Origin of the sequence: Paracoccus sp. Z118, assembly GCF_019061185.1 — a bacterium.
Taxonomy (GTDB): domain Bacteria; phylum Pseudomonadota; class Alphaproteobacteria; order Rhodobacterales; family Rhodobacteraceae; genus Paracoccus.
In genome coordinates, this window is sequence record NZ_JAHQZU010000009.1 from 104,862 (window position 1) to 131,126 (window position 26,265).

The following is a 26,265-nucleotide window of genomic DNA, read 5'->3' on the forward strand; positions in this document are numbered from 1 at the left end:
TCCTGTAGATCGTTCCTGCTTTGTCCAGGGGGATTCGCATGAAGGACCTCGCCGCGCTCCATCACACCGGCTTCGGCACCGAGGACGGCACGCCGCCGATCCTCGCCGGGTTCGAATGCGGGCGGCTGCACTGGAACGGGCATGACCTGCTGCATTCGACCGACCACCTGCCGCATGGCCAGATGGCCCACCACTACGCCACCGCGCTGGAGCAGGGGGTGGCGGGCGCCCGCGACGGACTGTCCTGGCGGCACGACATCGTGGCGCGGGTGCAGGCCGCGCCCGAGGGGCTGCCGGTGATCTGGGACTTCTGCCATTTCGACCTGCCGCCGAAACCGGCCGCCCACGCGATCGCCTGCGCGACGGCGCTGCCGCCGGGGTCGTGGGCCATCGCGGTGAACGAGCCGTCCGTCGGGCGGCGGGTGTCGGGGATCACGCCGTCGAAGGCGATCGCCGCGGCCAAGCGGATGATGACCAGCGTGGACATGCTGCCGAACGCCCCGCGCTTCGCCACCTGCGACCCGTTTCACCACCTCGCGCCCTCGGTGTTCAAGGCAACGGACGAACTGGTCGCGACCGGCCTGATCCGCATGGTTGGGATCAACTACTACCCCCACCACGCCATCGAGCCGCTGCATGTCGTGCTGCGAACCGTGGCGGACCGCTATCGCCTGCCGGTGATGATTACCGAGACCGGCTGGCATGACGGCCTGCCCGCCGCGCATCGCCGCTTTCCGCATGTCCATGACCGCTGGGGCTGGCTGAGCCATGTGCGGGACGAGATCGCCCTGTCGGGTGTGAACGTCGCGGGGATTTGCTGGTATCCGTGGCTCGACATGCCGGACTGGGACCACCCGCATCGGGGAAGCTGGCCATGCGGCTGGCCGGGGCGGCAACGGTAAACGGGTCCGAATCGGACCTTCGTGCGTTGGCGTGCCAGCAGCAGGAAAGGCCAAACATGCCCCGCAGGACTTCGACTCTCGCCAGGACGGTTTCCGTCCTCGCCGCCTCGGCCCTGATCTCGCGCGGATTGCAGGCGGCGATCGAGCGCGCCGTGCCCCGCGACGGCCGGCTGATCGAGGTGGACGGCACCCGCCTGCATGTCGCCGAAGAGGGGAGCGGCCGGCCCGTCCTGATGATTCACGGCCTCGGCGGGCAGGTCCGCAACTTTACCATGCGGCTGAGCCGCCGCATGTCCGGCCATCACATGCATATCGTGGACCGGCCCGGCTCGGGCTATTCGGACGACCTGCCGGGCGACACTGGGACGCTGAAGGCGCAGGCGGCGCTGATGGCGGGGCTGATCCGCAGGCTGGGTCTGGACCGGCCGCTGGTCGTGGGCCACTCGCTTGGCGGCAGCATCGCGTTGCAGATGGCGCTGGATTTCCCCGGCCTGATCCGCGGCGCGGCGCTGATCGGGCCGGCGACCCACCGGCTGCGTTCGCCCGGAACCTCGGCCCTGCTGCGGGCGCTGCTGGCGCCGCCGCTGCTGCAACCCTTCGCGCAGACGCTCGCCACGCCGGTCTCGCTGGCGCTGTCGCCGGTGGTGGCGGAGATCATCTTCGCGCCGGAGGAATGGGAGTGGTCGGTCGGCTGGGAGGGCGGCGGGCTGATGCCGGCCCGCCCCGGCAACTACGCGGTCGTGGGGCGCGACCTGCGGATGGCGCTGGCCGAACTGCCGCGCCTGTCGCGCCGCTATGGCGAGCTGTCGGTGCCGGTCCATGTCCTGCAGGGCGAGCAGGACAACCTCGTCGATCCCCGCGAGCACGCGATCCGGCTGGCCGGTGAAAGCGACCGGGTGCGGCTGACGCTGGTGCCCGGCGGGCACATGCTGCCGATCACCCAGCCGGGGCTGGTCGCGGCGTGGCTGCGCGATGCCTCGGAGGAGGTGTTCGGCTGAGGTGCCCCCTCGGTGAGTGGGCGCGGCGCGGTAATCCGCCGGGTAGCCCCGGTCGGGTTGACCCCGCCGGACCCGCCCGCGCGGCCGATCCCTACTTCACCCGCTCCATGATCGAGACGTAGTTCGCCACCGCCGCGCCGCCCATGTTGAACACCCCGGCGAGCTTCGCGCCCGGAATCTGCATCCCCTCGGCCTCGCCCGCCAGCTGCATCGCCGCCATGACGTGCATCGACACGCCGGTCGCGCCGATCGGGTGACCCTTGGACTTCAGCCCGCCCGAGGGGTTCACCGGCAGGCGGCCGTCCTTCTGGGTGATCCCTTCGCGGATGACGCGGTGGCCTTGACCGGGCTCGGCCAGCCCCATCGCCTCGTATTCGATCAGCTCGGCGATGGTGAAGCAGTCGTGGCTTTCGACCAGCGACAGATCGTCCAGCGTCAGGCCCGACTGCTCCAGCGCCTTCGCCCACGCCATCCGCGCGCCCCGGAACTCCAGCACGTCGCGGCGGGACATCGCCATGATGTCGTTCGCCTGCGCGCGGGCGCGGAAGCCGATGGCGCGGGTCATGTCCGCCGCCGTCTCCTCGTCGGCCAGCACCAGCACCGCCGCCCCGTCCGACACCAGCGAGCAGTCGGTGCGCCGCAGCGGCCCGGCGACGCGCGGGTTCCTGTCGCTGACGGTGTTGCAGAAGGCGGTGTCGAAGTCCTTGCGCATATGGGCGTAGGGATTTTCCAGACCGTTGCGGTGGTTCTTGGACGCGATCATCGCCAGCTCTTCCGAACGGTCGCCGTGGCGCTGGAAATACTTGTCGGCGATCTGCCCGAAAAGGCCCGCGAAGCCGCCCTCGACGTCCGCTTCCTCCTTCCGGTAGGACGCGCCCAGCAGGATGTCGCCCACCTCGACGTTGGGCGTCGCCGTCATCTTCTCGGCCCCGACCACCAGCGCGATCCTGCCGCGCCCCGATTCGATGAAGTCCATCGCCCCGTGCAGCGCCGCCGTGCCGGTCGCGCAGGCGTTCTCGTATCGCGTGGCGGGCGTGTGCGCGAAACGCTCGTCGCCCATCGCCACCAGCGCGCCCTGAAAATCCTGGCGGGAAAAGCCGTTGTTGAAGACCCCGACGAAGATCCCGTCCACATCCTCGGGCGCGATGCCGGCGTGGTCGAGCGCCTTCGGCACGACCCCTGCCATCAGGGCTTCGGTATCGGGCGCCTCGACCTTGCCGAAGTTGGAATGCGCCCAGCCGACGATCTGTGCCTTGCTCATCTTCTCCTCCTGCGATGCGCGAGCGGAGCATGGCAGGTTCGGGGCGGGGCTGGCAAGCGCCGGCCGGGATTGTTCGGAGCCGGGGCTGTTCGGCGCGGGGCGGCGGATGTAGCATGGCGGGCATGAGCGAGTCCGATCCCCATGATCCCATCCGCGCCGACGGCGACCGCCTGCGCTCGGACACGATGGCACGGATGATGCAGGCGTTCGTCGAAGCGGGCGAGCTGCACCGCGTCGCCGTGAAGCATCTGGTGCTGAGCCATCAGGCCCGCGAGGGGCTGAGCCGCGTGGGGATCGAGAACCTGCGGCAGCTGGTGGACGCCAGCGACGCCGATCTGGCCCGCACCCGCTATCTGGACGCGGAAACGATCGCGGAGATCCGGGCCGAGCAGCGGCGGATGCTGGGGGCGTAGGCCGCGGCGGTCAGCCGCCCGGTTCAGTCGGCGTCGGCGAAGCGGCCCCGCGGCAATGGCGCAGCACGCCCGCGTGGGATGCGCTCGCCCCGCCAACCCATGCGCCCGCAGCCTGTCGTCCCCATGCTCTCGCTCATGCCGATGGAACCCTGCCCCTGAGCCGCTTGTTGTCCTGCGTTCCCAAGTGGCCATTTGGGGGCCGTTGCGCCAGAGCGTGGCACAAGGCCGCAGACGGCTCGCCTGACGGCGAAACCCGGCAGGAAGGAAGACCGAGACTTGCCCACCGACGACATGAACAGGCCTGCCCCTGCGGTGAAACCAGACTGGGCCAAGACCCCGCGCGACTTGCGGCGCGAGGCGCGCGGAACCCGGCGCAGCCGCTGGCCCTGGGCGGTGGTCGCGCTGCTGGCCGCCGCGCTTGCCGCCGCGATGCTGTGGCAGAGCCGGCAGGACGCCGCGCCGCCGACCATCGCCTCGACGGGCGTCGCGGCCGCCGCGGGGGAAATCCTCGTGCATCCGCTGGACGTGACCGATGTCGAGCGCGGCACCTTGCGCGATACGCTGCGGATCAGCGGCACGCTTCAGCCGCGCACGCAGGTGCAGATCAACAGCAAGCTGTCGGGCACCATCGCCGAGCTGAACGCCCGTCTCGGCGACCGGGTGAGCCAGGGCGACCTGCTGGCGCAGATCGACGCCGAGGCGCTGCGGGCGCAGCTTGCCCAGCAGGTCGCCGCGCTGGAAGCGACGCGGGCGCAGTTCGCGCTGGCGGAGACAGAGGCGCGGCGGGCCGAGGAACTGGCTGGGCGGGGCGTTTCCGCCTCGGCCGCGCTTGAGGCGGCGCGCAGCAACCTCGCCGTGCAGCAGGCCAACATGAACGTGCAGGAAGCCGCCGTCGCGAGCGCCGAGATCACCCTGAACGACGCGGCCATCCGCGCGCCCATCGACGGGATCATCGCGGAGCGTTCGGTCGAGCCGGGGCAGACGGTCACGGCCGGGGCCGCACTGTTCCAGCTGGCGGACCTGTCGGTGATGACGCTGGAGGTGCTGGTGCCGGTCGCGCGGACCGTGCAGCTTGAGACCGGACAGGCGGTGGCCTTCACCGTCGAGGGGCTGGCGGGCCGCAGCTTCGAGGGGCGGATCGAGGGGATCAGCCCGACCTCTGCCTCGGGCAGCCGCAACGCGCCGGTGTCGATCGTGGTCGAGAACCCCGACGGAATCCTGCGCGGCGGCATGTACGCGACCGGCGAGATCCTGCTGCGGACCCAGCCGGAGGCGGTCGCCGTCCCGCGCAGCAGCGTGCGCGAGGATGACGCCGGCCAGTTCGTCTTGAAGATCGTCGAGGGCGCGCTGGTCCGCCAGCCGGTGGAAACCGGGCGGTTGTGGCAGGGCGACACGATGGTCGGGATACCGGCAGGGCTGGAGGCGGGCGAGCGGATCGTGTCCGGGCGTCTGCCCGACCTCACCGCCGGCATGGCCGTCCGCGTGACCGAGGCGATGTAATGTTCCTGACCCGCATCAGCGTCGGCCACCCCGTCTTCGCCACCATGATGATGGTGGCCATCGTGATCCTCGGCCTGTTCTCGTGGCAGCGCCTGCCGGTCGAGCAGTTGCCGAACGTGGATATTCCCGTGGTCGCGGTCGTCGTCGCCTATGACGGCGCCTCGCCCGAGGCGGTCGAGAACGACATCATCCAGCCCATCGAGGATTCGATGGCGACGATCAGCGGCATCGACACGATCCAGTCCACCGCGCAGGCGGGGCAGGCGATGGTGCTGTTGCAGTTCGACCTGGACGTGACCTCGGCCGAGGCGATGGACAACGTGCGCGACAAGCTGTCGGGCGTGCAGGCGGCGCTGCCCGACCGGGCCGATGCGCCGACGATCCTGCGCTTCGACCCCTCGGCCATGCCGATCATCTCGATCGCGGTCAGCTCGCAGGTGCGGTCGATCCCGGAACTGACCACGCTGACCGAGGACATGATCGTCAACCCGCTGCGCAACGTCAGCGGCGTCGGCAGCGTCTCGGTCGTCGGCGGCCTGCCCGCGCAGGTGGACGTGACCATCGACCCCGAACGGCTGGCGGCGCAGGGGATTCCGGTGACGGACGTGATGGCGGCGATCAACGACAACGCCTCGGACCTGCCGGCGGGCGAGATCAACGAGGGCGCGACCGAGCAGTCGATCCAGATCCGCGGCAGCCTCGATACGGTCGAGGATTTCCGCCGGATCATCGTCGGCCGGCAGGGCGGGCAGGCGGTCTATCTGGCCGATGTCGCCAATGTCAGCATCGGCCCGGCCGAGGCGACCAGCCTCGCCTTTCTCAACGGCGAGCAGGCGCTGGCCGTGGACGTGATGAAGGTGCAGGGCGCCAATACCGTGCAGGTCGCCCGCGACATCGTCGCCGCCGCCGAACGGCTGAGCGCCGATGTCCTGCCGGGCGACGTGCGGGTGCAGGTGATCGCCAGCGACGCGACCGCCATCGAGGATTCGGTCGAGGCGGTCCAGAACATGCTGATCGAGGGCGCGATCCTGTCGGTGGTGATCGTGTTCCTGTTCCTGAACTCGTGGCGCTCGACCATCATCACCGGGCTGACGCTGCCGATTTCCATCATCGGCACCATGTTCGCGCTGTATCTGCTGGGCTTCTCGCTGAACATCATGACGCTGATGGCGCTGTCGCTGTCGGTCGGCATCCTGATCGACGACGCCATCGTCGTGCGCGAGAACATCATGCGCCACCTGCACATGGGCAAGGGCCATCGGGATGCGGCGCTGGAAGGGACGCGCGAGATCGGCCTTGCCGTGATGGCGACCACCCTGTCCATCGTCGCCGTGTTCCTGCCCGTCGCGTTCATGGAAGGCATCATGGGCCGGTTCTTCCTGCAATTCGGGGTGACGGTCTCGGTCGCGGTGATGATCTCGCTGTTCGTGGCCTTCACGCTGGACCCGATGCTGTCGAGCGTCTGGTATGACCCCGACGCCGAGCCGGACGCGAAGCGCGGCCCCATCGGCCGGGCGGTGGCCGCGTTCAACCGCTGGTTCGACGCCATGACGCTGCGCTATGTCGGCGTGCTGCGCTGGGCGCTGCGCCACCGGCTGACCGTCTTGGCGGTGGCCTTCGGGCTGTTCATCGGCAGCTTCCCCCTCATCCCGCTGGTCGGGACCGAGTTCCTGCCCTCTCAGGACAACGGCAAGGTGACGGTCACGCTCGAGACGCTGCCGGGATCGTCGCTGGAATACACCGGCGCGCGCGCCGCGCAGATCGACGCGATGCTGCGCGCGGACCCGGCGGTCGCCTCGACCTACAGTTCCATCGCGGGGGCGGTGGTCGGCTCGGGCACCGCCAATGCGGGGACGATCACCGTGACGATGGTCCCCCATGACGAGCGCGCGATCACCGCGCAGGAATTCGCCGCCCGCACGCGCGAGACGCTGCAATGGCTGCCCGGCCTCGAGACCGTGGTCAGCGCCGAGGACAGTTTCGGCCCCGGCTCCAAGCCCGTCGAGATCATCGTCTATGGCGACGACACCGAAACGCTGGCCCGGATCGGCGAGCAGATCGCCGCGCGGCTGGCGCAGATCGACGGGCTGGCGGATATCGATTCGTCGATGAACGCCGCCCAGCCGCAGATCGCGATCCAGGTGGACAACCTGCTGGCAAGCGAACTGGGCATCTCGCTGCAACAGATCAGCGGCGCGCTGACCCCGATGATGAGCGGGACGAACGTCGCCGAATGGACCGCGCCGGACGGCGAAAGCTACGACGTGGTCGTGCGGCTGGACGAGGCGGCGCGCAGCGAGATCGCCGCGCTCGGCAACCTGCCCATCGGGGCGAACGCCCAGACGGGAGAGATCGCGCGGCTGGATCAGGTCGCGGCGATCACCCGGACGGTGGGGCAGGCCGAGATCCTGCGTCAGGATCTGGACCGGCGCGTCACCATCGACGCCAACATCGCCCCCGCCGCGCCCCCCGACGTGCTGGCGCAGGTCGGCGCGATCACGCAGGAAATGGTGCTGCCCGACGGCTACCGCTTCGGCCTTGGCGGCGATGCCGAGGCGCTGGCGGAATCGGGGGCATCCGCCGGGTCGGCGCTGCTGCTGGCGGTGATCTTCATCTATCTGGTGCTGGCCTCGCAGTTCGGCAGCTTCCTGCAACCCGTCGCCATCATGTTCTCGCTGCCGCTGTCGCTGATCGGGGTGGTGCTGGGGCTGCTGGTGGGCGGCTCGACGCTGAACATGATGTCGATGATCGGCTTCATCATGCTGATGGGTCTGGTGGTGAAGAACGCGATCCTGCTGGTGGACAACGCCAACCAGCAGGTGCGCGAGGGCGGCGCGAACCTCTACGATGCGCTGGTGTCCGCGGGGCGGGTGCGGTTCCGGCCGATCATCATGACGACGCTGGCGATGATCCTGGGGATGACGCCGCTGGCGCTGAACCTGCATCAGGGCAGCAGCCAGAACGCGCCCATGGCCCATGCGGTGATCGGCGGGCTGATCTCGTCCACGCTGCTGACGCTGGTCGTGGTGCCGGTGATGCTGACCTATCTGGACAGCTTCGGCCGCTTCGCCGGACGTTTCCTGCCGCGCGCGCCGCGGGATGACGAATCGGGCCATGCCGCCCGGCCGCAACCCGGTCCGGCGGCCGAGTGACGCCGCGTCATTCGGGCCGCCGGCCTCTCTTCTGACCGATTTGGTCGGAATGGTTGTGCCAGCGCAAAGAGCGGTCGGTCTGCGCCCCGTATGAGTCGTTTCGGACAAGAAGACGATTTCTTGAAGGAGACGAACGAGATGAAACGCCACATCACCCTTGCAGCCGTTCTGGCCTGTCTTGCGGTCCCGGCCATGGCCGCGAACCACGAGGTCAAGATGCTCAACAAGGGCGAGTCCGGCATGATGGTGTTCGAGCCCACCTTCGTCGCGGCGCAGCCCGGCGACACCATCACCTTCCTGCCCACCGACAAGAGCCACAACGTCGAATCGATCGACGGGATGCTGCCCGAGGGCGTCGAGAAATTCGCCTCGAAGATCAACGAGGAATACGTCCTCACCGTGGATCAGCCCGGCCTTTACGGCGTGAAGTGCAAGCCGCATCTGGGCATGGGCATGGTCGGCCTGATCCAGGTCGGCGATGACGCCTCGAACCTCGCCGCCCTGGCGGAGGGCAAGCTGCCCAAGAAGGCGCGCGAGCGCATCGACGCCGCACTGGCGCAGGCCGCGCCCGCCAATGCCGAGCTGGCCAGCGCCGCGCAGTAATCTTCGAAACACCGCGGAACTCGCCCGCTGCCCGTCAGGGTGGCGGGCTTTTTCATGTCGCAACGGACCGGGCGCACGACCACGGGCGATCCCCCGCACGGTTCGTCTCGTCATTGCCTGTCTTCCACGCGAACGGGGCCGGCCGCCGCCGACACCGCGTTCTCCAACGACAGAGGCCAGCCCCCAAGGGCTGGCCTCGTCCATTGCAGAGCGGGCGCGCGGGATGCGCGCGCCGCCGGATCAGTTCGCCGCCGGGGTCGCCGGGTCCACGGCTTCCGCCGCATCCGCGCCCGAGGGGGCGGTCGTGCCCTGATCCTGCAGGCTCACCGGCTGCGGCCGCGGGGTGTCGATGTTGCGGACCGGCAGGATCGGATGGACGATCTGCGGCTGCTCGCCGGTCAGTGTGCCGAGGAACGCGGTGATGTCCTCGGCCTCGGCGTCGGCCAGTTCCGTGCCGAGCTGCGAGGTGGACATGATCCGCACCGCCTCCTCCAGATCCCAGACCTTGCCCGAGTGGAAATAGGGCGCCGTCAGGGCGACGTTGCGCAGCGGCGAGGCGCGGAAGACATACTGGTCGTCCTCGGTCTCGGTCACGGTAAAGCGGCCCGTGTCGCCTTCGGGGCGCACCTCGTCATCGGGCGCCTCGACCAGACCGAAGGGATAATACCCCTCGCCGCCGAAGTTCACGCCGGCATGGCAGGCCGAGCAGCCGTTATCTAGGAACGCCTGCAACCCGCGTTTCTCCTGTTCGTCCATCGCGCCGTCCGCGCCGAGCAGCCACTGGTCGAAGCGCGAGTTCGGGGTGATGAGCGTCGCCTCGAACACCTCGACGGCATGAGCGAAGCTGTCGAAGGTGATCGGGTCCTCGACGCCGGGGAAAGCGGCGTCGAAGGCGCTGACATAGCCCGGCATGGATTTCAGCGTCTGGATCAGGTTCTCGGGGGTGTTGTTCATTTCCACCCCGGCCTGCACCGGCCCCTTGGCCTGTTCGGCCAGATCCTCGGCCCGCCCGTCCCAGAACTGGGCTATGTTGAAAATCGCGTTCAGCATGGTCGGCGAGTTGCGCGGCCCCTGCTGCCAGCCATGGCCGATCGAGGCTTCAAGCTGGTCGGTCCCGCCCAGGCCGAGATTGTGGCACGAATGGCACGAAAACACGCCCGACAGCGACATGCGCGGATCGAAGAACAGCATCGCGCCGAGGTCGATCTTCTCGCGCGTCATCGGCGCGCCGCTGGGCAGTTCGGCCATGCGCGGGATCGGCTCGAAGAACGATGCCGCGTAGTCGCGCAACTCGGCGTCGGCGGACCCCTCGCCGGCCATTTCGGGCGCCCGCGTCATGGCCGCGCCCTGTGGCGAGACCCGCGTTTCCGCCGCGACATCCGCCGCGCTGCGACCTGCGGGGGCCTGCGTTCCGTCCGCCATCGCGGCGTCGGCGGGATCGGGCGCGCCCGCGACTTCGGGGGTGTCGATCGCCTGCGCCTCGGCGGCCTGTTCTGCCTGCGCGGCTGCCGGGTCGGACTGGCCGAGGGCCGGCGTAGCGACGAGCAGGGCGGATGTCAGGAGAAGAAGGCTTCTGGCTTGCATGGCGATGCTCCGTTTCTTTGGTTTGGTGCAGGCTGCACAAACTGGGGCGGCCGCGCTTTGACACAGATCAGATCGCGTCACGGGCGAACCTGACGCGCCAACATGTCTCTCTGACGACAGGTTCCCCGCGAAAGGCCGCTTCCCCGGCCCGTGGTGGAGGGCGCCCGGCCGTCAGCCCGCCGGATCGTCAGCTCTGACTTCTCAGCCGCACCGCCTCCCGCAGATGCCCCGGCAGGATCGCCGCGCCCTTCACATAGCGCGGCCCCAGCCGGCGCGGGCTGGAGAGCGCGCGCCACAGCCATTCCATCTTCGCCCCCCGCACCGCCGCCGGCGCGCGCCGTTGCAGGCCGGCGACGAAGTCCAGCCCCGCCCCGACCGAGGCAAAGCCCACCTCGGGCAGTTGGCGGGCGGCGAAGGCGGCAAAACGCTCCTGCCGGGGGGCGCCGACGCCCAGCAGGCACAGCCGCGCACCGCTGCCCCGGATGGCGTGGGCGAGATCCGCCGCCTCGGCCCCCTCGGGGTCGAAGGGGAAGCCGGGCGCGGTGCGCAGAACGACCTTCAGCCCCGGCGCGACCCGCTGAAGATGCGCGGCGGCGCCGTCGGCAGCCGCGGCGCTGCCGGCGATCAGCGCGACGGGCGCCCCGGCGCGGGCGGCGGCCTGCGCCAGCGGCTCGACCAGTTCCGAGCCGGGGACCAGCGCCACCGGCCGCCGCGCCACGCGCGACAGCCACACGATCGGGTTGCCATCGGCCACCACCAGATCATGGGCGGCGTAGGCTGCGCGGAACCCCGCGTCGCGGCGCAGCTTTTCCAGATGATCGACGTTCAGCGTGGCCAGGGTGAAGCCGCGCCCGCCATCCAGCCGCCGCCGCACCTCGGCCAGCAGCGCGGCGCGGTCGCGGCAGGTGATCGCGATGGTGGTGTCGCCGAAGCTGAATTCCATTCGCCTTCCCCGCGTGTCTGCCGCCCGCCGCCCGCCGCATCGAATCGCCATGCGGGGGCGGGAGCGGCCTTTCCTTTACGCTTGTTTCCCGAAAAACCGGTTAACTCGATAGTTGTCTAAATGTAGGCCTTGGCGGGTGTGCCCCGACGAGGCTACGGTAAGCGCGTAGGCTGATTTCCGCCTATCATTTTTACCTGGTATGTTGCGTGACCTCTGTTGATTCTCTCTCCGATCACCCTGAACTCCACAACTCCGTAGGGGATATCTGCATCGTCGGGATGGCGTTGCAGGTGCCGGGTGCGCTCAACCCTGCGGATTTCTGGGACAACCTGCGCGGCGGGGTCGAATCGATCTCCCGCCCGTCGCCCGAGCAGTTGCGCGAGCGCGGCGAATCGGCGGCGCGGATGGCCGACCCGCGCTATGTCCCCGCCGCCGCCATGCTGGAAGGCTTCGACGGTTTCGACGCCGAGTTCTTCGGGCTCAGCCCCAAGGACGCCGCGATCATGGACCCGCAGCACCGCAAGTTCCTGGAGTGCTGCTGGCAGGCGATCGAGGATGCGGGCCACACGCCGGAAAGCCTTGGCGCGACCGGCGTCTTCGGCGGCTGCGGGATGGGCAGCTATTTCTATTTCAACGTGATGTCGAACCGCGATCTGGTGGACGGGACCGGCGCGTTCCTGCTGCGCCATACCGGCAACGACAAGGATTTCCTGTCCACCCGCGTCAGCCATGTCTTCGACCTGCGCGGACCGTCGGTCAACGTGCAGACGGCGTGTTCGACCTCGCTGGTGGCGGTGCATCAGGCCTGCCAGTCGCTGCTGAACGGCGAATGCGACGCGGCGCTGGCCGGGGGCGTCACCATCGAGCTGCCGCACGGGCGCGGCTATGTCTATCATCCGAACGAGATCCTGTCCCCCGACGGCCATTGCCACGCCTTCGACCACCGCGCGCAGGGCACTGTCTTCGGCAGCGGCGCGGCGGTCGTGCTGCTGCGGCGGCTGGAGGATGCGGTGCGCGACCGCGACCATATCTGGGCGGTCATCAAGGGCACGGCGGTCAACAACGACGGGGCCGACAAGGCCGGCTATCTCGCCCCCAGCGTCGGCGGGCAGGCGCAGGCCATCGTCGAGGCGCATCACGCGGCAGGGATCGGCGGCGACGGCATCGACTATGTCGAATGCCACGGCACCGGCACGGCCTTGGGCGATCCGATCGAGGTCGCGGCGCTGACCGACGCCTTCGCCCGCACCGCGCGGGGCGAGGCTCAGGCGCGGATCGGCTCGGTCAAGACCAATATCGGCCATCTGGACACGGCGGCGGGGGGCGTCAGCCTCATCAAGGTCGCGCTGTCGCTGCATCACGGGGAAATGCCGCCGAGCCTCGGCTACGAGGCGCCGAATCCCGTCATCGACTTCGAGAACTCGCCCTTCGCGGTCAACGACCGCCTGACGCCGTTTCCCGCCCGCAGCAGGCCACGGCGGGCCGGGGTGAACTCGCTGGGGGTGGGCGGCACCAACGCCCATGCGGTGATCGAGGCCGCGCCGCCTGCGCCTGAAAGCGGGGACTCCGATTGGCCGTTCCAGCTGCTGGTCCTGTCGGGCCGCAGCCGCGCGGCGCTGGATGGGAACGGCGGCGCGCTCGCCGCATGGCTGCGCGCCAACCCGGACGCGAACCTTGCCGACGTCGCATGGACGCTGAAGGAAGGCCGCCGCCATTTCGACAAGCGCCGGGTGCTGGTCGCCCGCGACGCGGCCGAGGCGGCGGAACTGCTGGAATCCGCGGACAGCCGCCGCGTCCTCAACCACGACGCCGTGCCGGGGGGGCCTTCGGTCGCCTTTCTCTTCCCCGGCGGCGGGGCGCAATATGCCGGCATGGCCCGCGATCTATACGCCACCGAGCCCGAGTTCCGCGACTGGATGGACAAGGGGCTGGAGATTCTGGCCGGGCTGACCGGCGACGATCCCCGCGAGCTGTGGCTGCCCGAGCCGGGCGAGGAGGCCGCGGCCGATGCCGCCCTGACCAGGCCGTCCGCCCAGTTGCCGCTGCTGTTCATCACCGAATACGCGCTGGCACGGCTGTTCATGTCATGGGGCGTCCAGCCTTCGGCCCTTGGCGGGCATTCGATGGGGGAAAACACCGCCGCCTGTCTCGCGGGCGTGTTCTCGTTCGAGGATGCGATCCGGCTGGTGCTGCTGCGCGGGCAGCTGTTCGACCGGGTGCCGGCGGGCGGCATGCTCAGCGTCTCGCTGCCCGCCGCCGAGGCGATGGCCGAGGCGGGCGATGGGCTGGACCTTGCCGCGATCAACGGGCCGTCGCTCAGCGTCGTGTCGGGGCCCAAGGACCGGCTGGACGCGCTGCAAGCCTCGCTCACGGGGCGCGGGATCGAGTGCCAGCGCATCGCCATCGACATCGCCGCCCATTCCCGGATGCTGGAGCCCATTCTGGACGAATGGCGCGGATTCCTGCGGTCGATCCGGCTTTCGCCGCCGTCGATCCCGGTCGTTTCGAACCGCACGGGGACGTGGCTGACGGCCGAGCAGGCGACGGACCCGGAATACTGGCTCGCCCATCTGCGCGGCACCGTCGATTTCGCCGCCTGCGCCGCCACGCTGAAGGACGATCCGACGCGCGTGATCGTGGAAATGGGACCGGGCCGCGCGATGAGCGCGCTGTCACAGGCCAACGGCATCGCCGCGAACCGGGTCGTCAGCGCCCTGCGCCACCGCGACCATGCGATTGCCGACGACGAATGGTTCGTGACCGCGCTCGGGCGGCTCTGGGCCACCGGCGTTCCGGTGGACTGGGCACCGCTGTGGGGCGAGGCGGCGCGGAACCGCCTGCCGCTGCCGACCTACGCCTTCCAGCAGCGCTGCTATTTCATCGAGCCTGCCGCCCCGCGCGTCGAGGATGTTGCCGAGCCGCCGATGCGGCGCGAGGATCTGGCCGACTGGGGCTGGCGTCCCGCCTGGCGGCAGAGCGCCCCGGACGTGGAGATCGGCCCGGATGGCCGCCCGGTCGCGCCGCAGCGCGCAAGCTGGCTGGTGTTCTTGGATGACAGCGGCCTTGGCGATGCGGTCGTGGCCCGGCTGCGGGCGCTGGATCAGGACGTGATCGAGGTCGTCGCGGGCGACGGCTACGCCGAACTGGGCGCGGATCGCTTCCAGATCTCGCCCGAGCTTGGGCGGCGCGACGTGGACATGCTGGTCGCCGCGCTGATGCTGCAGAACCGCCTGCCGGACAGGGTCGCGCATCTGTGGCTGGCCGATCCGCAGCGCGTGGCGCGGGCCGGGTCGAGCCTGTTCCACCGGCACTTGGAGCAGGGATTCTACAGCTTGCTCTATCTGCTGCAGGCGCTGGCGGATGCGGGGGCCGAGCAGGCGATGCGGCTCGTCACCGTCACCACCGGCGCGCTGGGGGTGGCTGACGAGGCGGTGCCGTTCCCGGAGAACGCCCTCGCGCTCGGCCCAGTCGGGGTCGGGCCGCGCGAGATGGAATGGCTGTCGGCGCGTCTGGTGGATGTCGAACTGCCCGCGGGGCTGCGGACGGGAATCGAGGATCGCGCCGACCGGCTGGTCGAGGATCTGCTGGCCGGTGAAGGCCCGCGCGTCGCCGCCTGGCGCGGCGGCCGCCGCTTCGCCCGCTCGTGGGTTCCCGCGCCGCTGGAGGGTGGCGCGGCGGGCGACGTGCCCGAGGGCGCGGTGGTGCTGATCACCGGCGGTCTTGGCGGGATCGGTCTGACTCTCGGGGCGGACCTTGCCCGCCGCCGGGGCGCGAGGCTGGCGCTGCTCGCCCGCTCGCCCCTGCCGCCGGAAGCGGAGTGGGAGGGGCTGATCGCCGCTGCGCCTGCCTCGGCCCGCTCCGCCCGGCTGAAGGCGGTGAAGGCGCTGCGCGAGGCGGGGGCCGAGGTCGTGACGGTTGCGGGCGACGTTGCCGACCGCGAATCGCTCGCCGCCGCCGTCGCCGAGGTCGAGCGCCGCCTTGGCCCGGTGCAAGTGCTGCTGCACGCCGCCGGGCAGGTCGACGACGGGCCGCTGCTGACCAAGACCGAACGCAGCGTCGAGGAGGTGTTCGCCGCCAAGCTGCACGGCACCCGCGCGCTGCTGGACGTCTTTGCCGCTCGGCCGCTGGGGCTGACGGTGCTGTTCTCCTCGACCAGCGCGGCGATCGCGCCGGCGGGGCAGGTCGATTACGTCGCCGCGAATGAATACCTGAACGCCGTCGCCGCCGCGCAGCCGGCCGCTTTCGGCCGGACCGTCGCGGTGGACTGGGGCATCTGGGCCGATACCGGCATGGCGGCCGCCGCGCTTGCCGGATCGGGCGAGGGCGCGCGCAGCGAGGTCGCGGGCGCGCCGCTGCTGCGCAGCCGCTGCGAGGCGGCGGGCGCGGCCAGCTTCGACGGCGCGCTGTCCACCGATGACTGGGTGATCGACGAACACCGCCTGCGTGGCGGCGGGGCGCTGCTGCCGGGGACCGGTGTGCTGGAAATCGCCGCGCAAGCCGTCGCGGCGGGTGGCGGGCGGATGCCCTATGCGCTGGAGGATGTGACCTTCCTCAGCCCCTTCTCGGTCGCGGGCGGGCAATCGCGGGGGCTGCGGGCCACGCTGACGCCGGAGGCCGGGGGGCGGCGCTTCGACATCCTCGCCGCGACGGGCGAGGACGGGGTGCGGCTGCGGACCGCCACGGGCCGGATCACCGGCGCGGATGCGGGGGCGCAAGCGCGGCTCGATCCGGCGGCGCTGGCCGCGCGGATGCCGCGCGAGGTCGCCGACCGGGGCCACCCGATCCGCTCCGCTCAGGAAGAGGTGCTGGACTTCGGCCCCCGCTGGCGGGTCCTGCGCAGCTATCGCTTCGGCGATGGCGAGGGGCTGGCCCGGCTGGTGCTGCCCGATGCCGCGCGCGGCGATCTGGACGACGGATGGCTGCTGCATCCGGCGCTGATGGACATCGCCACCGGCTGGGCGATGGAACTGATCGACGGCTGGTCTCCGCAGACCGTCTGGGTGCCGGTCTCCTATGGCCGCGTGACCGTGCGCGCGCCGCTGCCGGCCGAGGTCGTCAGCTGGGTCCGCAACGCCGACCGTAACCGCGCCGATGACGGCTTTGCCCGCTTCGACATCACCATCGCCGCCCCGGATGGCGAGGTGCTGGTCGAGGCCGAGGGGCTGACCCTGCGCCGCCTGGAGCATGGCTTTGAGGCGGCAGGCGCGGGCCAGCTTGTCCGCGACCCCGCGCTGGAGGCGGAAAGCGATCCGGGGCGGCGGCGTCTTGCCCGCGCGCTGTCGCAGGGCATCCCGCGCGCGCAGGGCCCCGAGGCGCTGCGCCGGGCGCTGGCTTCCGGGCGGCTGGTCGTCGGCGTCTCCAGCATGGATCTGGGCGCGCTGATCGCCGAAGCGGACGCGGCGGCGAGTGCCCGCACGGCGGAAGGCGCGGCGTTCGAGCGGCCCGATCTCGACACGGAGATGGTCGAGCCGAGGAACGATCTGGAACGCGCCATCGCCGGTTACTGGCGCGAGCTTCTGGGTGTGCAGGCGGTTGGGGTCGAGGACAGCTTCTTCGACCTCGGCGGCCATTCGCTGCTGGCGGTGCGGCTGTTCGCCATGATCCGCCGCAACTATGGCGCCGACCTGCCGATCTCGACTCTGTTCGAGGCGCCGACCATCGCCAGGCTCGCGGAACGGATCGTCGCGGAAACGGGCATCGACCCGGCGGCGGGCGGGAACGAGGCGCCCTCCGGCCCGCGCCTGGTTTCGGCCGCGCCAACCTCGCGCTTCACCCATCTGGTGCCGATGAACGCGGGGCCGCCCGGCGGCGGGCTGCCGTTCTTCATCGTCGCGGGGATGTTCGGGAACGTCCTGAACCTGCGCTCGCTGGCGCAGCGCCTCTCGGCGGATCGCCCGGTCTACGGCCTTCAGGCGCGCGGGCTTTATGGCCAGGACGCACCGCATGACAGTTTCGCCGAGGCCGCCGCCAGCTGCATCGCCGAGATGCGGCAGGTGCAGCCGCAGGGACCGTGGCTGGTCGGTGGCTTTTCCGGCGGCGGGCTGACCGCGCTGGAGATCGCGCTGCAACTGGAGGCGGCGGGCGAGCAGGTGGGGCAACTCGTCCTGCTGGACACGCCGCTGCCCATGCGCCCGGCGCTCGGCCGCCGCGACCGGCTGCTGATCCGCCTGGGCGAGATGCGCGAACAGAAGGGTGCCTTCGTCGGCGAATACCTGCGCAAGCGCCGCGAATGGCAGCGCGAGCTGCGGCGGCGGGCGAACGCCCCGTCGCAGGTCGGCAACCAGAGCTTCCACAACGACGCGATCCATGCGGCCTTCCTCGCCTCGCTGCCGGGGTTCGATCTGCGGCAATGGGACGGGCCGGTGACGCTGTATCGCCCGCGGCTCGACCGGCGCTGGAAGGTGTCGGGCGGGCAATGGGTCAGCACGGCGCGGGAATATGTGTTCGAGGACAACCAGTGGTCGCCGTGGCTGCCGCAGTTGCAGGTGTCGGAAGTGCCGGGAGATCACGACTCGATGGTGCTGGAGCCGTCGGTCCGCATCCTCGCCGCGCGGATCGCGCAGCAGCTTGCGGCGGTGGATGCGGATGCCGAGCCGCTGAGGGGGGCCGCCTGAGATGGCCGGAACGGTTCACACCATCATCCTGAACTGGCGCACGGCCGACATGACGATGCGCTCGCTGGACCACGCCCTTGCCGCGATGGCGGGCGTGGACGGCATGATAACCGTCGTGGACAACGACTCGGGCGACGGCAGTTTCGAGCGGTTGAGCGAATACGCGGCGCCGCTGGACCGCGTGAAGGTCGCCCAGTCGGGCCGCAATGGCGGCTTCGGCGCGGGCAACAACTTCGCCATGTTCGACGCGCTGCCGGACGGGCGGGTGCCGGATTACGTCTATCTGCTCAACTCCGACGCCTTCCCCGAGCCGGATGCGATCAGACTGCTGCGCGATCATCTCGACACCAACGCCAAGGTCGGGCTGGCAGGCAGCCGGATCGTCGGCACCGACGGGGTGCTGCACGAAACCGCGTTCCGCTTTCCATCGGTCGCAAGCGAGTTCGAGGGGGCGAGCAAGACCGGGCCGGTCAGCAAGCTGTTGCGGCGCTGGATCGTCGCGGGCCCGACGCCGGATGTCGCGGGGCCGGTGGACTGGACCTGCGGCGCCAGCCTGATGATGCGCCGCGCGATGCTGGACCGGATCGGCGGCTTCGACGAGACGTTCTTTCTGTATTTCGAGGAAACGGACCTCTGCCGCCGCGCCGCGAAAGCGGGCTGGCCCACCCATTACGTCCCGGCAAGCGTGGTGGCGCATGTCGCCTCGGGCAGCACCGGCCTCAAGGACATGGCCCGGCCGCCCGATTACTGGTTCGACTCGCGCCAGCATTACCTCCGCAAGAGCCTTGGCCCGGTCTGGGCCACCGCCGCCAATCTCGCCCATATCGCGGGCGCGGCGCTGTTCCGTCTGCGCTGCCGGATCGAGCGGCGGCAGGACGGCCCCGCAACCGGCCACATGCGTGCCATCGCCCGGCACGGCTTCGCCCGCCCCCGCAAGAGGTAGCCTTCCCATGTCCCTCGACCTGCTGTTGATCGGCAACGAATCCCTGACCCGCGAATGCGGCGCGCTGGCGCTCGCCCGCGGCCACCGCATCGCCGCCGTCGTGACCCGACATCCCGGCACCGCCGCCTGGGCGCGCGAGGCGGGGATACCCCTCCACGCCCCTTCCGCGCTGCGGAATGGCGGGCTGTCCGGGGCGGCGGTGGACTGGGTGCTCAGCATCGCCAACCTGAATGTGGTGCCGGATGCGGTGCTGGCGCTGGCCCGCAAGGGCGCGGTGAACTTCCACGATGGCCCGCTGCCGCGCTATGCAGGGCTGAACGCCCCCGCCTGGGCGCGGATGGCGGGCGAGACCACGCACGGCATCAGCTGGCACCGGATCGAGGGGGGCATCGACGAGGGCCGGGTGCTGGCGCGGCGCGACTTCGCCATCGACCCCGAGGACACCGCCCTGACCCTGAACGCCAAGGCGTGGGAGGCGGGGCTGGACAGTTTCGGTGAACTGCTGGAGCTGCTGGAAGCGGGCGCGCCGGGCACCGCGCAGGATCTGTCGCAGCGAACCCTGTTCGAGCGGGCAAAGCGCCCGCAGGCGGCGGGACGGCTGGACTTCACCCGTCCGGCGGATGAGCTGATCGCGCTGGTGCGCGGGCTGGATCACGGCCTTTATGCCAACCCGCTGCTGACGTCCAAGATCGCGCTGGACGGGCGCGTCATGGCCGTCGGGGCGATCGAGGCGGCGGAGGGGCAGGGCGCCCCCGGCACGATCCTCGCCCGCGACGGCGACGGGGTGATCGTCGCCTGCGGGGGCGGCGCGGTCCGGCTGGATGCGCTGTCGCCCGCGGACGGGCGCGAGGGCGCGCCGTCGCTCTCGCCCGGCCGGCACCTGCCGCCGCTGACGGAAGACGAGGCGCAGGCGCTCAATGCTGCTGTAGCGGAGGCCGCGCCGCGCGAGGGGTTCTGGCGCCAGCGCCTGATCGCCATGACCCCTGCGGTGCTGGAACTACTGCCTTCCGATGGCCCGGCCCACGCGCAGGAAACCCATGTGGCGCTGCCCCGGCCGGTGTCGCCCGACGCGGCGGTGGCGCTGTTCGCCGCCGCTTTGGGCCGCGCCGCCGATCTTCAGGCGCATGACCTCGCCTTGGCGGTCCCGGTTCCGGCGGAGGCTGCGGGCTATGTGGCCGACTGGGTGCCGCTGCACGCCGATCTGGAGGATGCCGGGCTGACGCTGGACGGCCTGTCCGCGCAGATCGCGGCGGCGCGGGCTGATCTGGACGGGGCGGGATGGCTCGCCGACCTGCCGCTGCGGGCGCCGGAGCTTGCGGGGATGCAGCGCCCGCTCGCGTCCGTCGCAAGTCACGACGCGGCCGAGGGACCGCGCGGGCTGACGCTGCGCCTGCCCGAGGGCGCCACGGACCGGCTGACGCTGGCCTTCGACGCGGCTCGCCTGCCGGCGCGCACGGTCGCCGGGATCGCCCGGCTGATGGCGCGGCTGTCGGCGGCGCCCTCGGATGCGCCGCTGCGGGCCGCCGAGCTTGTGACCGACGAGGACCGCGCCCGCATCCTCGGCCCGTGGAACGACACGGCGCGGCCATTCGACGACATCACCATGCACGCGGCCTTCGCGGCGCAGGCGGCGAAGACGCCGGACGCGACGGCCCTGATCTTCGAGGATCGGCGGCTCAGCTACGCCGAACTCGACGCCCGCGCCAACCGGATCGCCCATGCGCTGATGGCGCTGGGCGTCGGGCCGGATCGGCCGGTGGGCCTTTTTGCGCAGCGCGGGCCGGACATGGTCGCCGGGGCGCTCGGCATCCTCAAGGCGGGAGGGGCCTATGTGCCGCTGGACCCGGCCTATCCGGCGGACCGGATCGCGCATTACATCTCGGATTCCGGGGCGGCGGTGATCCTGTCCGATGCGGCGCTGGCGGATGCGCTTCCCGCCCAAGCCGGGCGGGTGCTGACGTTGGACGATCCGTCGATCGCGGCACAGCCCGCAACCGCCCCGCAGGACTGGGCGAGCGGCGAGGATCTCGCCTATCTCATCTACACCTCCGGCTCTACCGGGACCCCCAAGGGGGTGATGATCGAACACCGCAACGTCGCCAACTTCTTCGCGGGCATGGACGAGCGCATCCCCCATGCCCAAGGCGATGTCTGGCTGGCGGTCACAAGCCTGTCCTTCGACATCTCGGTGCTGGAAATCTTCTGGACCCTCTCGCGCGGCCTGACCGTGGTTCTGGCCGGCGACGCCATGAAGGCGGCGGTCGGCGGCGACGGGCAGGGCGGGGGCATGGACTTCAGCCTCTATTACTGGGGCAACGACGACGGGGTGGGGCCGCGCAAATACGACCTGCTGCTGGAAGGCGCGCGTTTCGCCGATGCCCACGGCTTCACCGCCGTATGGACGCCCGAGCGGCATTTCCATGCCTTCGGCGGCCCCTATCCGAACCCCTCCGTCACCGGCGCAGCGCTGGCGGCGGTGACGAAGAACCTTGCCGTGCGGGCGGGAAGCTGCGTCGCGCCGCTGCACCACCCGGCGCGGATCGCGGAGGAATGGGCGGTCATCGACAACCTGACGAACGGGCGGGCGGGGCTCGCCATCGCCTCGGGCTGGCAGCCGGACGACTTCGTGCTGCGGCCCGAGAACACGCCGCCCGCCAACAAGACGGCGATGTTCGTGGCCATCGATCAGGTGCGCCGCCTCTGGCGGGGCGAGAAGGTGGACTTCCCGACCGCGAATGGCGGCATGTTCGGCGTGGTGACGCAGCCGCGCCCGGTCTCGAAAGAGGTGCCGATCTGGGTCACGGTCGCCGGCAACCCCGCGACCTGGGCCGAGGCGGGGCGGCACGGCGCAAACGTCCTGACCCACCTCCTGGGGCAGAGCATCGCGGACGTGAGGCAGCGGATCACCGAATACCACGCCGCGCTGCGCGAGGCGGGGCACGATCCGGCGGATTTCACCGTCACGCTGATGCTGCACACCTTCCTCGCCGACAGCCGCGATCAGGCGATGGAGATCGCGCGCGGGCCGATGAAGGACTATCTGCGCGCCGCCGCCGGGCTGGTGAAGCAATATGCCTGGGCTTTCCCGGCCTTCAAGAAACCGGCTGGGGTCAGCGACCCGATGGCCATCGACCTCAGCACGCTGACCGAGGACGAGCTGGAGGGCATTCTGGAGTTCGCCTTCCTGCGGTATTTCAACGACAGCGGCCTCTTCGGCACCATCGACGACGCGCTGGCCCGCGTGGCCGAGTTGCACGACATCGGCGTGGGCGAGATCGCCTGCCTGATCGACTACGGCATCCCGACCGCGACCGTGCTGGACGCGCTGCGGCCGCTGGCCGAGGTGCTGGCCCGCGTCAACGCGGCGGCGGGCCCGGCGCGCGACGATTTTTCCATCGCCGCGCAGATCCGGCGGCATGGCGTGACGCATCTGCAATGCACCCCCAGCATGGCGCGGCTGCTGGTCGCCGACCCGAACGCCGCCCGCGCCATCGGCGGCCTTCAGGTGCTGATGCTGGGCGGCGAGGCGCTGCCGCCCGCGCTGCTGGTCGAGTTGCGGGGCCTGACCCGCGCCCGCATCGTCAACATGTATGGCCCGACCGAGACGACGATCTGGTCCACCACCGCCGATCTGGCCGACGCGGACGGGCGGGTGACGCTGGGCCGTCCGATCGCCAACACGCGGCTTTATGTGCTGGACGAGGGGGGGCGCCTGATGCCGCCGGGTGTCGCAGGCGAGCTGTGGATCGGCGGCGAGGGAGTCGTGCGCGGCTACTGGAACCGCGACGACCTGACCGGCGCCGCCTTCCGCCCCGATCCCTTCGCGCCGGACGGCCGGATGTATCGGACCGGCGATCTGGTCCGCTGGACCGAGGATGGCGGGCTGGAGTTCTTGGGCCGCATCGACAGCCAGGTCAAGCTGCGCGGCCACCGGATCGAGTTGGGCGAGATTGAGGCGCGGCTGGAAGCCGAGCCCGGCGTGCGCGAGGCGGTTGCCGTCGCTCGCACCGATGCGCACGGCGGCACGGCGCTGGTCGCCTTTGCCACGGGCGCGGCGGATCTGGATGCCGCCGGGCTGCGGGTCGCGCTGCGGGCCGTGCTGCCCGAGGTGATGGTGCCGGCCCGCGTCGTCATCCTGCCGGAGCTGCCGCTGACCCCGAACCGCAAGATCGACCGCAAGATGCTGGCGCGGATGGACCTGCCTGCGGCGACCGCGCCCCAGCCGCGCGCCGAGCCCGTTCCGCGTCCCGCCGCCCCGACCGACGGTCCCGCGCCGATGCGCGAGCCGGTGGAGTTCGAGGCCGCGGTGGCCGCGATCTGGGCCCGCGCGCTGGGGCTGGAGCGGGTGACGCCGCGCGACAACTTCTTCGCGCTCGGCGGCCATTCGCTGCTGGCGGTGCAGGTGCATCGGACGCTCAAGGCCGATCTGGACCTGCCGCGGCTCTCGATCACCGACATGTTCCGCTTTCCGGTGCTGGCCGATTTCGCCGCGCATGTCGGTGGCAAGGGCGCAAGACCGGGCGCCGCCGCCGCTCCGACCCTCGCGACGGTGGCGGCAGCGGCCGAGATTTCGCCAGCCGCACCGCCACCGTCGCAGGTCGATGCGATGGCCCGCCGGCGCGCCCTGCGCCAGCAGGGGCGCGAACGGTAGGGGCTGGGCTCAGCTATCCGCGCCGTTGCACGCGGCGCGGAACAGCCTGCCGAGCTTCGCCGCCTCAATCGCCACATCGTGACGGGCAAGCACCCTTTCCCGCCCGGCAAGGCCCATTTCGGCCAGCCGGCTGACGGGCGTGTCGGCAACCGACAGCATGGCGCCCGTCAGCCCCCGCTCGTCCCCGGCGGGAACCAGCCAGCCGGTTTTGCCGGGCAGCACCAGCTCCGGCACCCCGGCGATGGCGGTGGCGAGCGCGGGGCGGCCCTGCGCCATCGCCTCCATGACGACCATGGGAAGCCCCTCGGCAAAGCTGGGCAGCACCAGCGCGTGACTGGCCGCCAGCGCCGCCCGCACGCCCGCCTCGTCCAGCCAGCCGGTCAGCGTCACGGCATCGCCAAGGTCGTGGCTGACGATCAGCGCCTCGATCTCGGGGCGGAGCTCGCCGTCGCCCACCAGCGTCAGCCGGATATCCGCGCGGCGCCGCGCGGCGGCCAGCGCCGGCAGCAGCGCGAGATAGCCCTTCTGCTCGGCAAACCGTCCGATCGCCACCAGGCGCAGCGGGCCGCCGGGCATGGGGGGGGGCGAAGGAAAGCGAGACGGCTCGATCCCGCAATGGACGACGTGAATCCGGTCCCAGTGGCGGTGCTCGACCCAGCGGCAGAGCTGGCTGCGGCCGTAATGGCTGATCGCGACGGTGAACCGCGCATCGGCCAGCTTGTCGCCCAAACGCAGGGCGCGGGGGGCGTCGAACTCTTCGGGGCCATGAGCGGTGAAGCTGTAGCCGATCCCGGCGAGGGCGGCGGCATAGCGCGCCACATCGGCCGAATTGGTGCCGAAATGGGCGTGCAGATGGGCGATCCCCAGGGAACGGGCGCGTTCGGCCACGCGCGCGGCCTCGGCCACGTAGATCAACTGCCGGGGACCGCCGTGCTTTGCTGCCCGCAGCACCGCCCGCGCCGCCTTGGGCGCCCGCATCGCCGCGCGGGCGAAGGCGCCGCCCAGCCCGGCGGCCCCGGTTTCCAGCACGCGTTCCGTCCGCGCGTGTTCGGCGCGGTCGTCGGGATCGACAAGGGCACCCGCATCCCCGCGCATGGCGAAGCGGTGAACGGTCCAGCCGGCCTGCTCCAGCGCGCGGATCTCGCGCCGGATGAAGCTGTGCGAAGGACGGGGATAGGTGTTGACGACGTAGCCGATCGCTGGCTGGTCGCGGGACGTCATCGGCACTCTCCTGAAGCGGCGGCGGCAGATTGGCGGGGCCCTGGGGCAAAGTCCAGACGCCGGATTTCGAAGCGGAGCGGCGCGAATAGTTCAAATTTTTCGCATATCATCGGCAACGAACCGCCAATTCAGACGTTGAGAGTAAGCCTAAAGCTATCTATACGGCGGGCGGGGGGCTAGACTTCACGAAAGAGTCATTGCGACTCTTGACAAGAGGTGTGCCGTGTCCGCGTCGGCTATTCTGATCTCTGTGGGATGTGCGGCCCTGTCCGCATTGGTCACCGGCTGGTTTGCCGGTTTCTGGTGGGGCTTTGCCGCTTATGTGGTGACGGGCGCCGTGGTCCTGCTGGCGCTCGCGATGCTGTACGCAATGTCCCCCGACCACGACGAACGGGCTGCGATGCCGCCGGAGGATCGGTTGGACCCGCAGCCCGGCTGGTCAGACGCCAGTCCCCTTCCTTACCACGGCGAACGTCCGCCAGAGCGTATGCAGGTCGGTGCGAAGCGAAAGCGTGGCGCTGTATTCGGCATCGTATCGCGCGCGGGCGGCGAAGGTCGTGCCGTTCCGCTCGGCCACCTGCCACAGCCCTGTCAGGCCGGGGCGCATAAGGAAATAGTCGGTTCCCGGATACATTGAGCGCTGCTCGACCATCATCGGCCGGGGGCCGACGAGGCTCATGTCGCCCAGGACCACATTCAGCAGTTGCGGCAGCTCGTCCAGCGAGCTGCGGCGCAGGAAGTGGCCGAAGCGGGTGATCCGGGGGTCGCGGCGCAGCTTCTGGGTCGTGTCCCATTCCGCCTTCGCGGCCGGATTCGCGGCAAGATACCTCACCAGGTGCCGGTCGGCATCCGGCACCATGCTGCGCAGCTTCCAAAGCCGGAAGATCCGGCCGTTCCGGCCCACGCGCTTCTGAACATAGAAGGGGCGCGAGCCGTCGCACGCCACGATCACGGCGAGGATCGCCACGATCAGAATTACGAACGGCGCCGCTGCAAGGACCAGCGACAGATCCAGAATGCGCTTTCCCGCGTGGCGATAAACGCCCGTCAGGGGGGACGCCCTGTTCAGCGGGACGCGGGACAGTTGCGGATCGTCAGAACGGGCAGGAAGTTCTACGTGGGTAAACATGCAATGCGGCTCCCCTTCTACCGCAAGTTTTACTAAAAAACCAACTAACCTGGCAGCTTCGTTTTAACGCTCCCGTGGATCAGCTTAGGACCAGCGGCCGCGTTAAGAACAGTATAATTTTACCATTACGCTGCGGAAGGATAAATTCCTGCTCCGGACCTGCCAATAAGGGCAGGTTGCCTATGCATTAACAACCATGAAGAGAGTGAATCGGGAATGACGCCCCTCAGGCGAGAATGTCGCTTCGTGTAACGCGGTAATTGCCGGAAGAATTGATCTACTTGTGCGGGAAAATGGAGAATTCGCGAATCACTAATGCAAGCAGTTTGTGCCGGTGATTCGCGCCATCGG

Annotated in this window: 14 protein-coding genes; 9 read left to right on the forward strand and 5 right to left on the reverse strand. The window is 70.3% G+C overall.

Annotated features, from left to right (window positions below; genetic code table 11):
- Positions 1-38: 38 nt before the first annotated feature.
- Together KTN05_RS09820 and KTN05_RS09825 are read left to right on the forward strand one after the other, a co-directional pair.
- On the forward strand, positions 39-902 hold the full coding sequence (locus tag KTN05_RS09820; protein WP_217329219.1) for an arabinogalactan endo-1,4-beta-galactosidase: 864 nt from the start codon (positions 39-41) through the stop codon (positions 900-902).
- A gap of 56 nt (positions 903-958) precedes the next feature.
- Positions 959-1,900, forward strand: coding sequence for an alpha/beta fold hydrolase (locus tag KTN05_RS09825; protein WP_217329220.1), 942 nt, complete (start codon positions 959-961; stop codon positions 1,898-1,900).
- A 91-nt stretch (positions 1,901-1,991) separates the two neighbouring features.
- Here KTN05_RS09825 and KTN05_RS09830 read toward each other — a convergent pair whose 3' ends face one another.
- Complete coding sequence (locus KTN05_RS09830) at positions 1,992-3,161, reverse strand: acetyl-CoA acetyltransferase (RefSeq protein WP_217329221.1); 1,170 nt, start codon at positions 3,159-3,161, stop codon at positions 1,992-1,994.
- A 122-nt stretch (positions 3,162-3,283) separates the two neighbouring features.
- Between KTN05_RS09830 and KTN05_RS09835 the strand changes: the two genes are divergently transcribed.
- The 4 genes from KTN05_RS09835 to KTN05_RS09850 all read left to right on the forward strand — a co-directional run bounded on the left by KTN05_RS09835 (position 3,284) and on the right by KTN05_RS09850 (position 8,829).
- Positions 3,284-3,574 (forward strand): DNA-directed RNA polymerase subunit alpha C-terminal domain-containing protein, encoded by a 291-nt coding sequence (locus KTN05_RS09835; protein WP_217329222.1) that lies wholly within the window; start codon positions 3,284-3,286, stop codon positions 3,572-3,574.
- A 312-nt stretch (positions 3,575-3,886) separates the two neighbouring features.
- Positions 3,887-5,074: an efflux RND transporter periplasmic adaptor subunit gene (locus KTN05_RS09840; protein WP_217329223.1), complete on the forward strand. Its 1,188-nt coding sequence runs from the start codon at positions 3,887-3,889 to the stop codon at positions 5,072-5,074.
- Positions 5,074-8,226 carry an efflux RND transporter permease subunit gene (locus KTN05_RS09845; protein ID WP_217329224.1) on the forward strand — a complete coding sequence of 1,051 codons (3,153 nt, stop codon included), beginning with the start codon at positions 5,074-5,076 and terminating at the stop codon, positions 8,224-8,226. Before KTN05_RS09840 ends, KTN05_RS09845 begins: the two co-directional genes overlap by 1 nt.
- A gap of 138 nt (positions 8,227-8,364) precedes the next feature.
- Complete coding sequence (locus KTN05_RS09850) at positions 8,365-8,829, forward strand: pseudoazurin (RefSeq protein ID WP_217329225.1); 465 nt, start codon at positions 8,365-8,367, stop codon at positions 8,827-8,829.
- A 240-nt stretch (positions 8,830-9,069) separates the two neighbouring features.
- On the opposite strand, the gene KTN05_RS09855 is transcribed toward KTN05_RS09850, so the two are convergent.
- The gene (locus KTN05_RS09855) at positions 9,070-10,413 is read right to left on the reverse strand and encodes a cytochrome-c peroxidase (protein ID WP_371823327.1); all 1,344 of its coding nucleotides are present in this window, start codon (positions 10,411-10,413) and stop codon (positions 9,070-9,072) included.
- Positions 10,414-10,600: 187 nt separating this feature from the next.
- Positions 10,601-11,356 (reverse strand): WecB/TagA/CpsF family glycosyltransferase, encoded by a 756-nt coding sequence (locus KTN05_RS09860; RefSeq protein ID WP_217329226.1) that lies wholly within the window; start codon positions 11,354-11,356, stop codon positions 10,601-10,603.
- Between the two features lie 206 nt (positions 11,357-11,562).
- Here KTN05_RS09860 and KTN05_RS09865 point away from each other — a divergent pair, with 206 nt between their 5' ends.
- Genes KTN05_RS09865 through KTN05_RS09875 form a run of 3 tightly spaced genes read left to right on the forward strand, consistent with a single transcriptional unit; the run spans position 11,563 to position 23,564 of the window.
- Positions 11,563-17,970 (forward strand): SDR family NAD(P)-dependent oxidoreductase, encoded by a 6,408-nt coding sequence (locus KTN05_RS09865; RefSeq protein WP_371823328.1) that lies wholly within the window; start codon positions 11,563-11,565, stop codon positions 17,968-17,970.
- A gap of 1 nt (position 17,971) precedes the next feature.
- On the forward strand, positions 17,972-18,913 hold the full coding sequence (locus KTN05_RS09870; protein ID WP_217329227.1) for a glycosyltransferase family 2 protein: 942 nt from the start codon (positions 17,972-17,974) through the stop codon (positions 18,911-18,913).
- A gap of 7 nt (positions 18,914-18,920) precedes the next feature.
- Positions 18,921-23,564, forward strand: coding sequence for a MupA/Atu3671 family FMN-dependent luciferase-like monooxygenase (locus tag KTN05_RS09875; RefSeq protein WP_217329228.1), 4,644 nt, complete (start codon positions 18,921-18,923; stop codon positions 23,562-23,564).
- A 9-nt stretch (positions 23,565-23,573) separates the two neighbouring features.
- Here the strand turns inward: KTN05_RS09875 and KTN05_RS09880 are convergent, their stop codons facing one another.
- Together KTN05_RS09880 and KTN05_RS09885 are read right to left on the reverse strand one after the other, a co-directional pair.
- Positions 23,574-24,785, reverse strand: a complete 1,212-nt coding sequence (locus KTN05_RS09880) for a glycosyltransferase family 4 protein (RefSeq protein WP_217329229.1) — start codon at positions 24,783-24,785, stop codon at positions 23,574-23,576.
- Between the two features lie 439 nt (positions 24,786-25,224).
- Positions 25,225-25,914 carry a sugar transferase gene (locus tag KTN05_RS09885; protein WP_217329230.1) on the reverse strand — a complete coding sequence of 230 codons (690 nt, stop codon included), beginning with the start codon at positions 25,912-25,914 and terminating at the stop codon, positions 25,225-25,227.
- Positions 25,915-26,265: the final 351 nt, after the last annotated feature.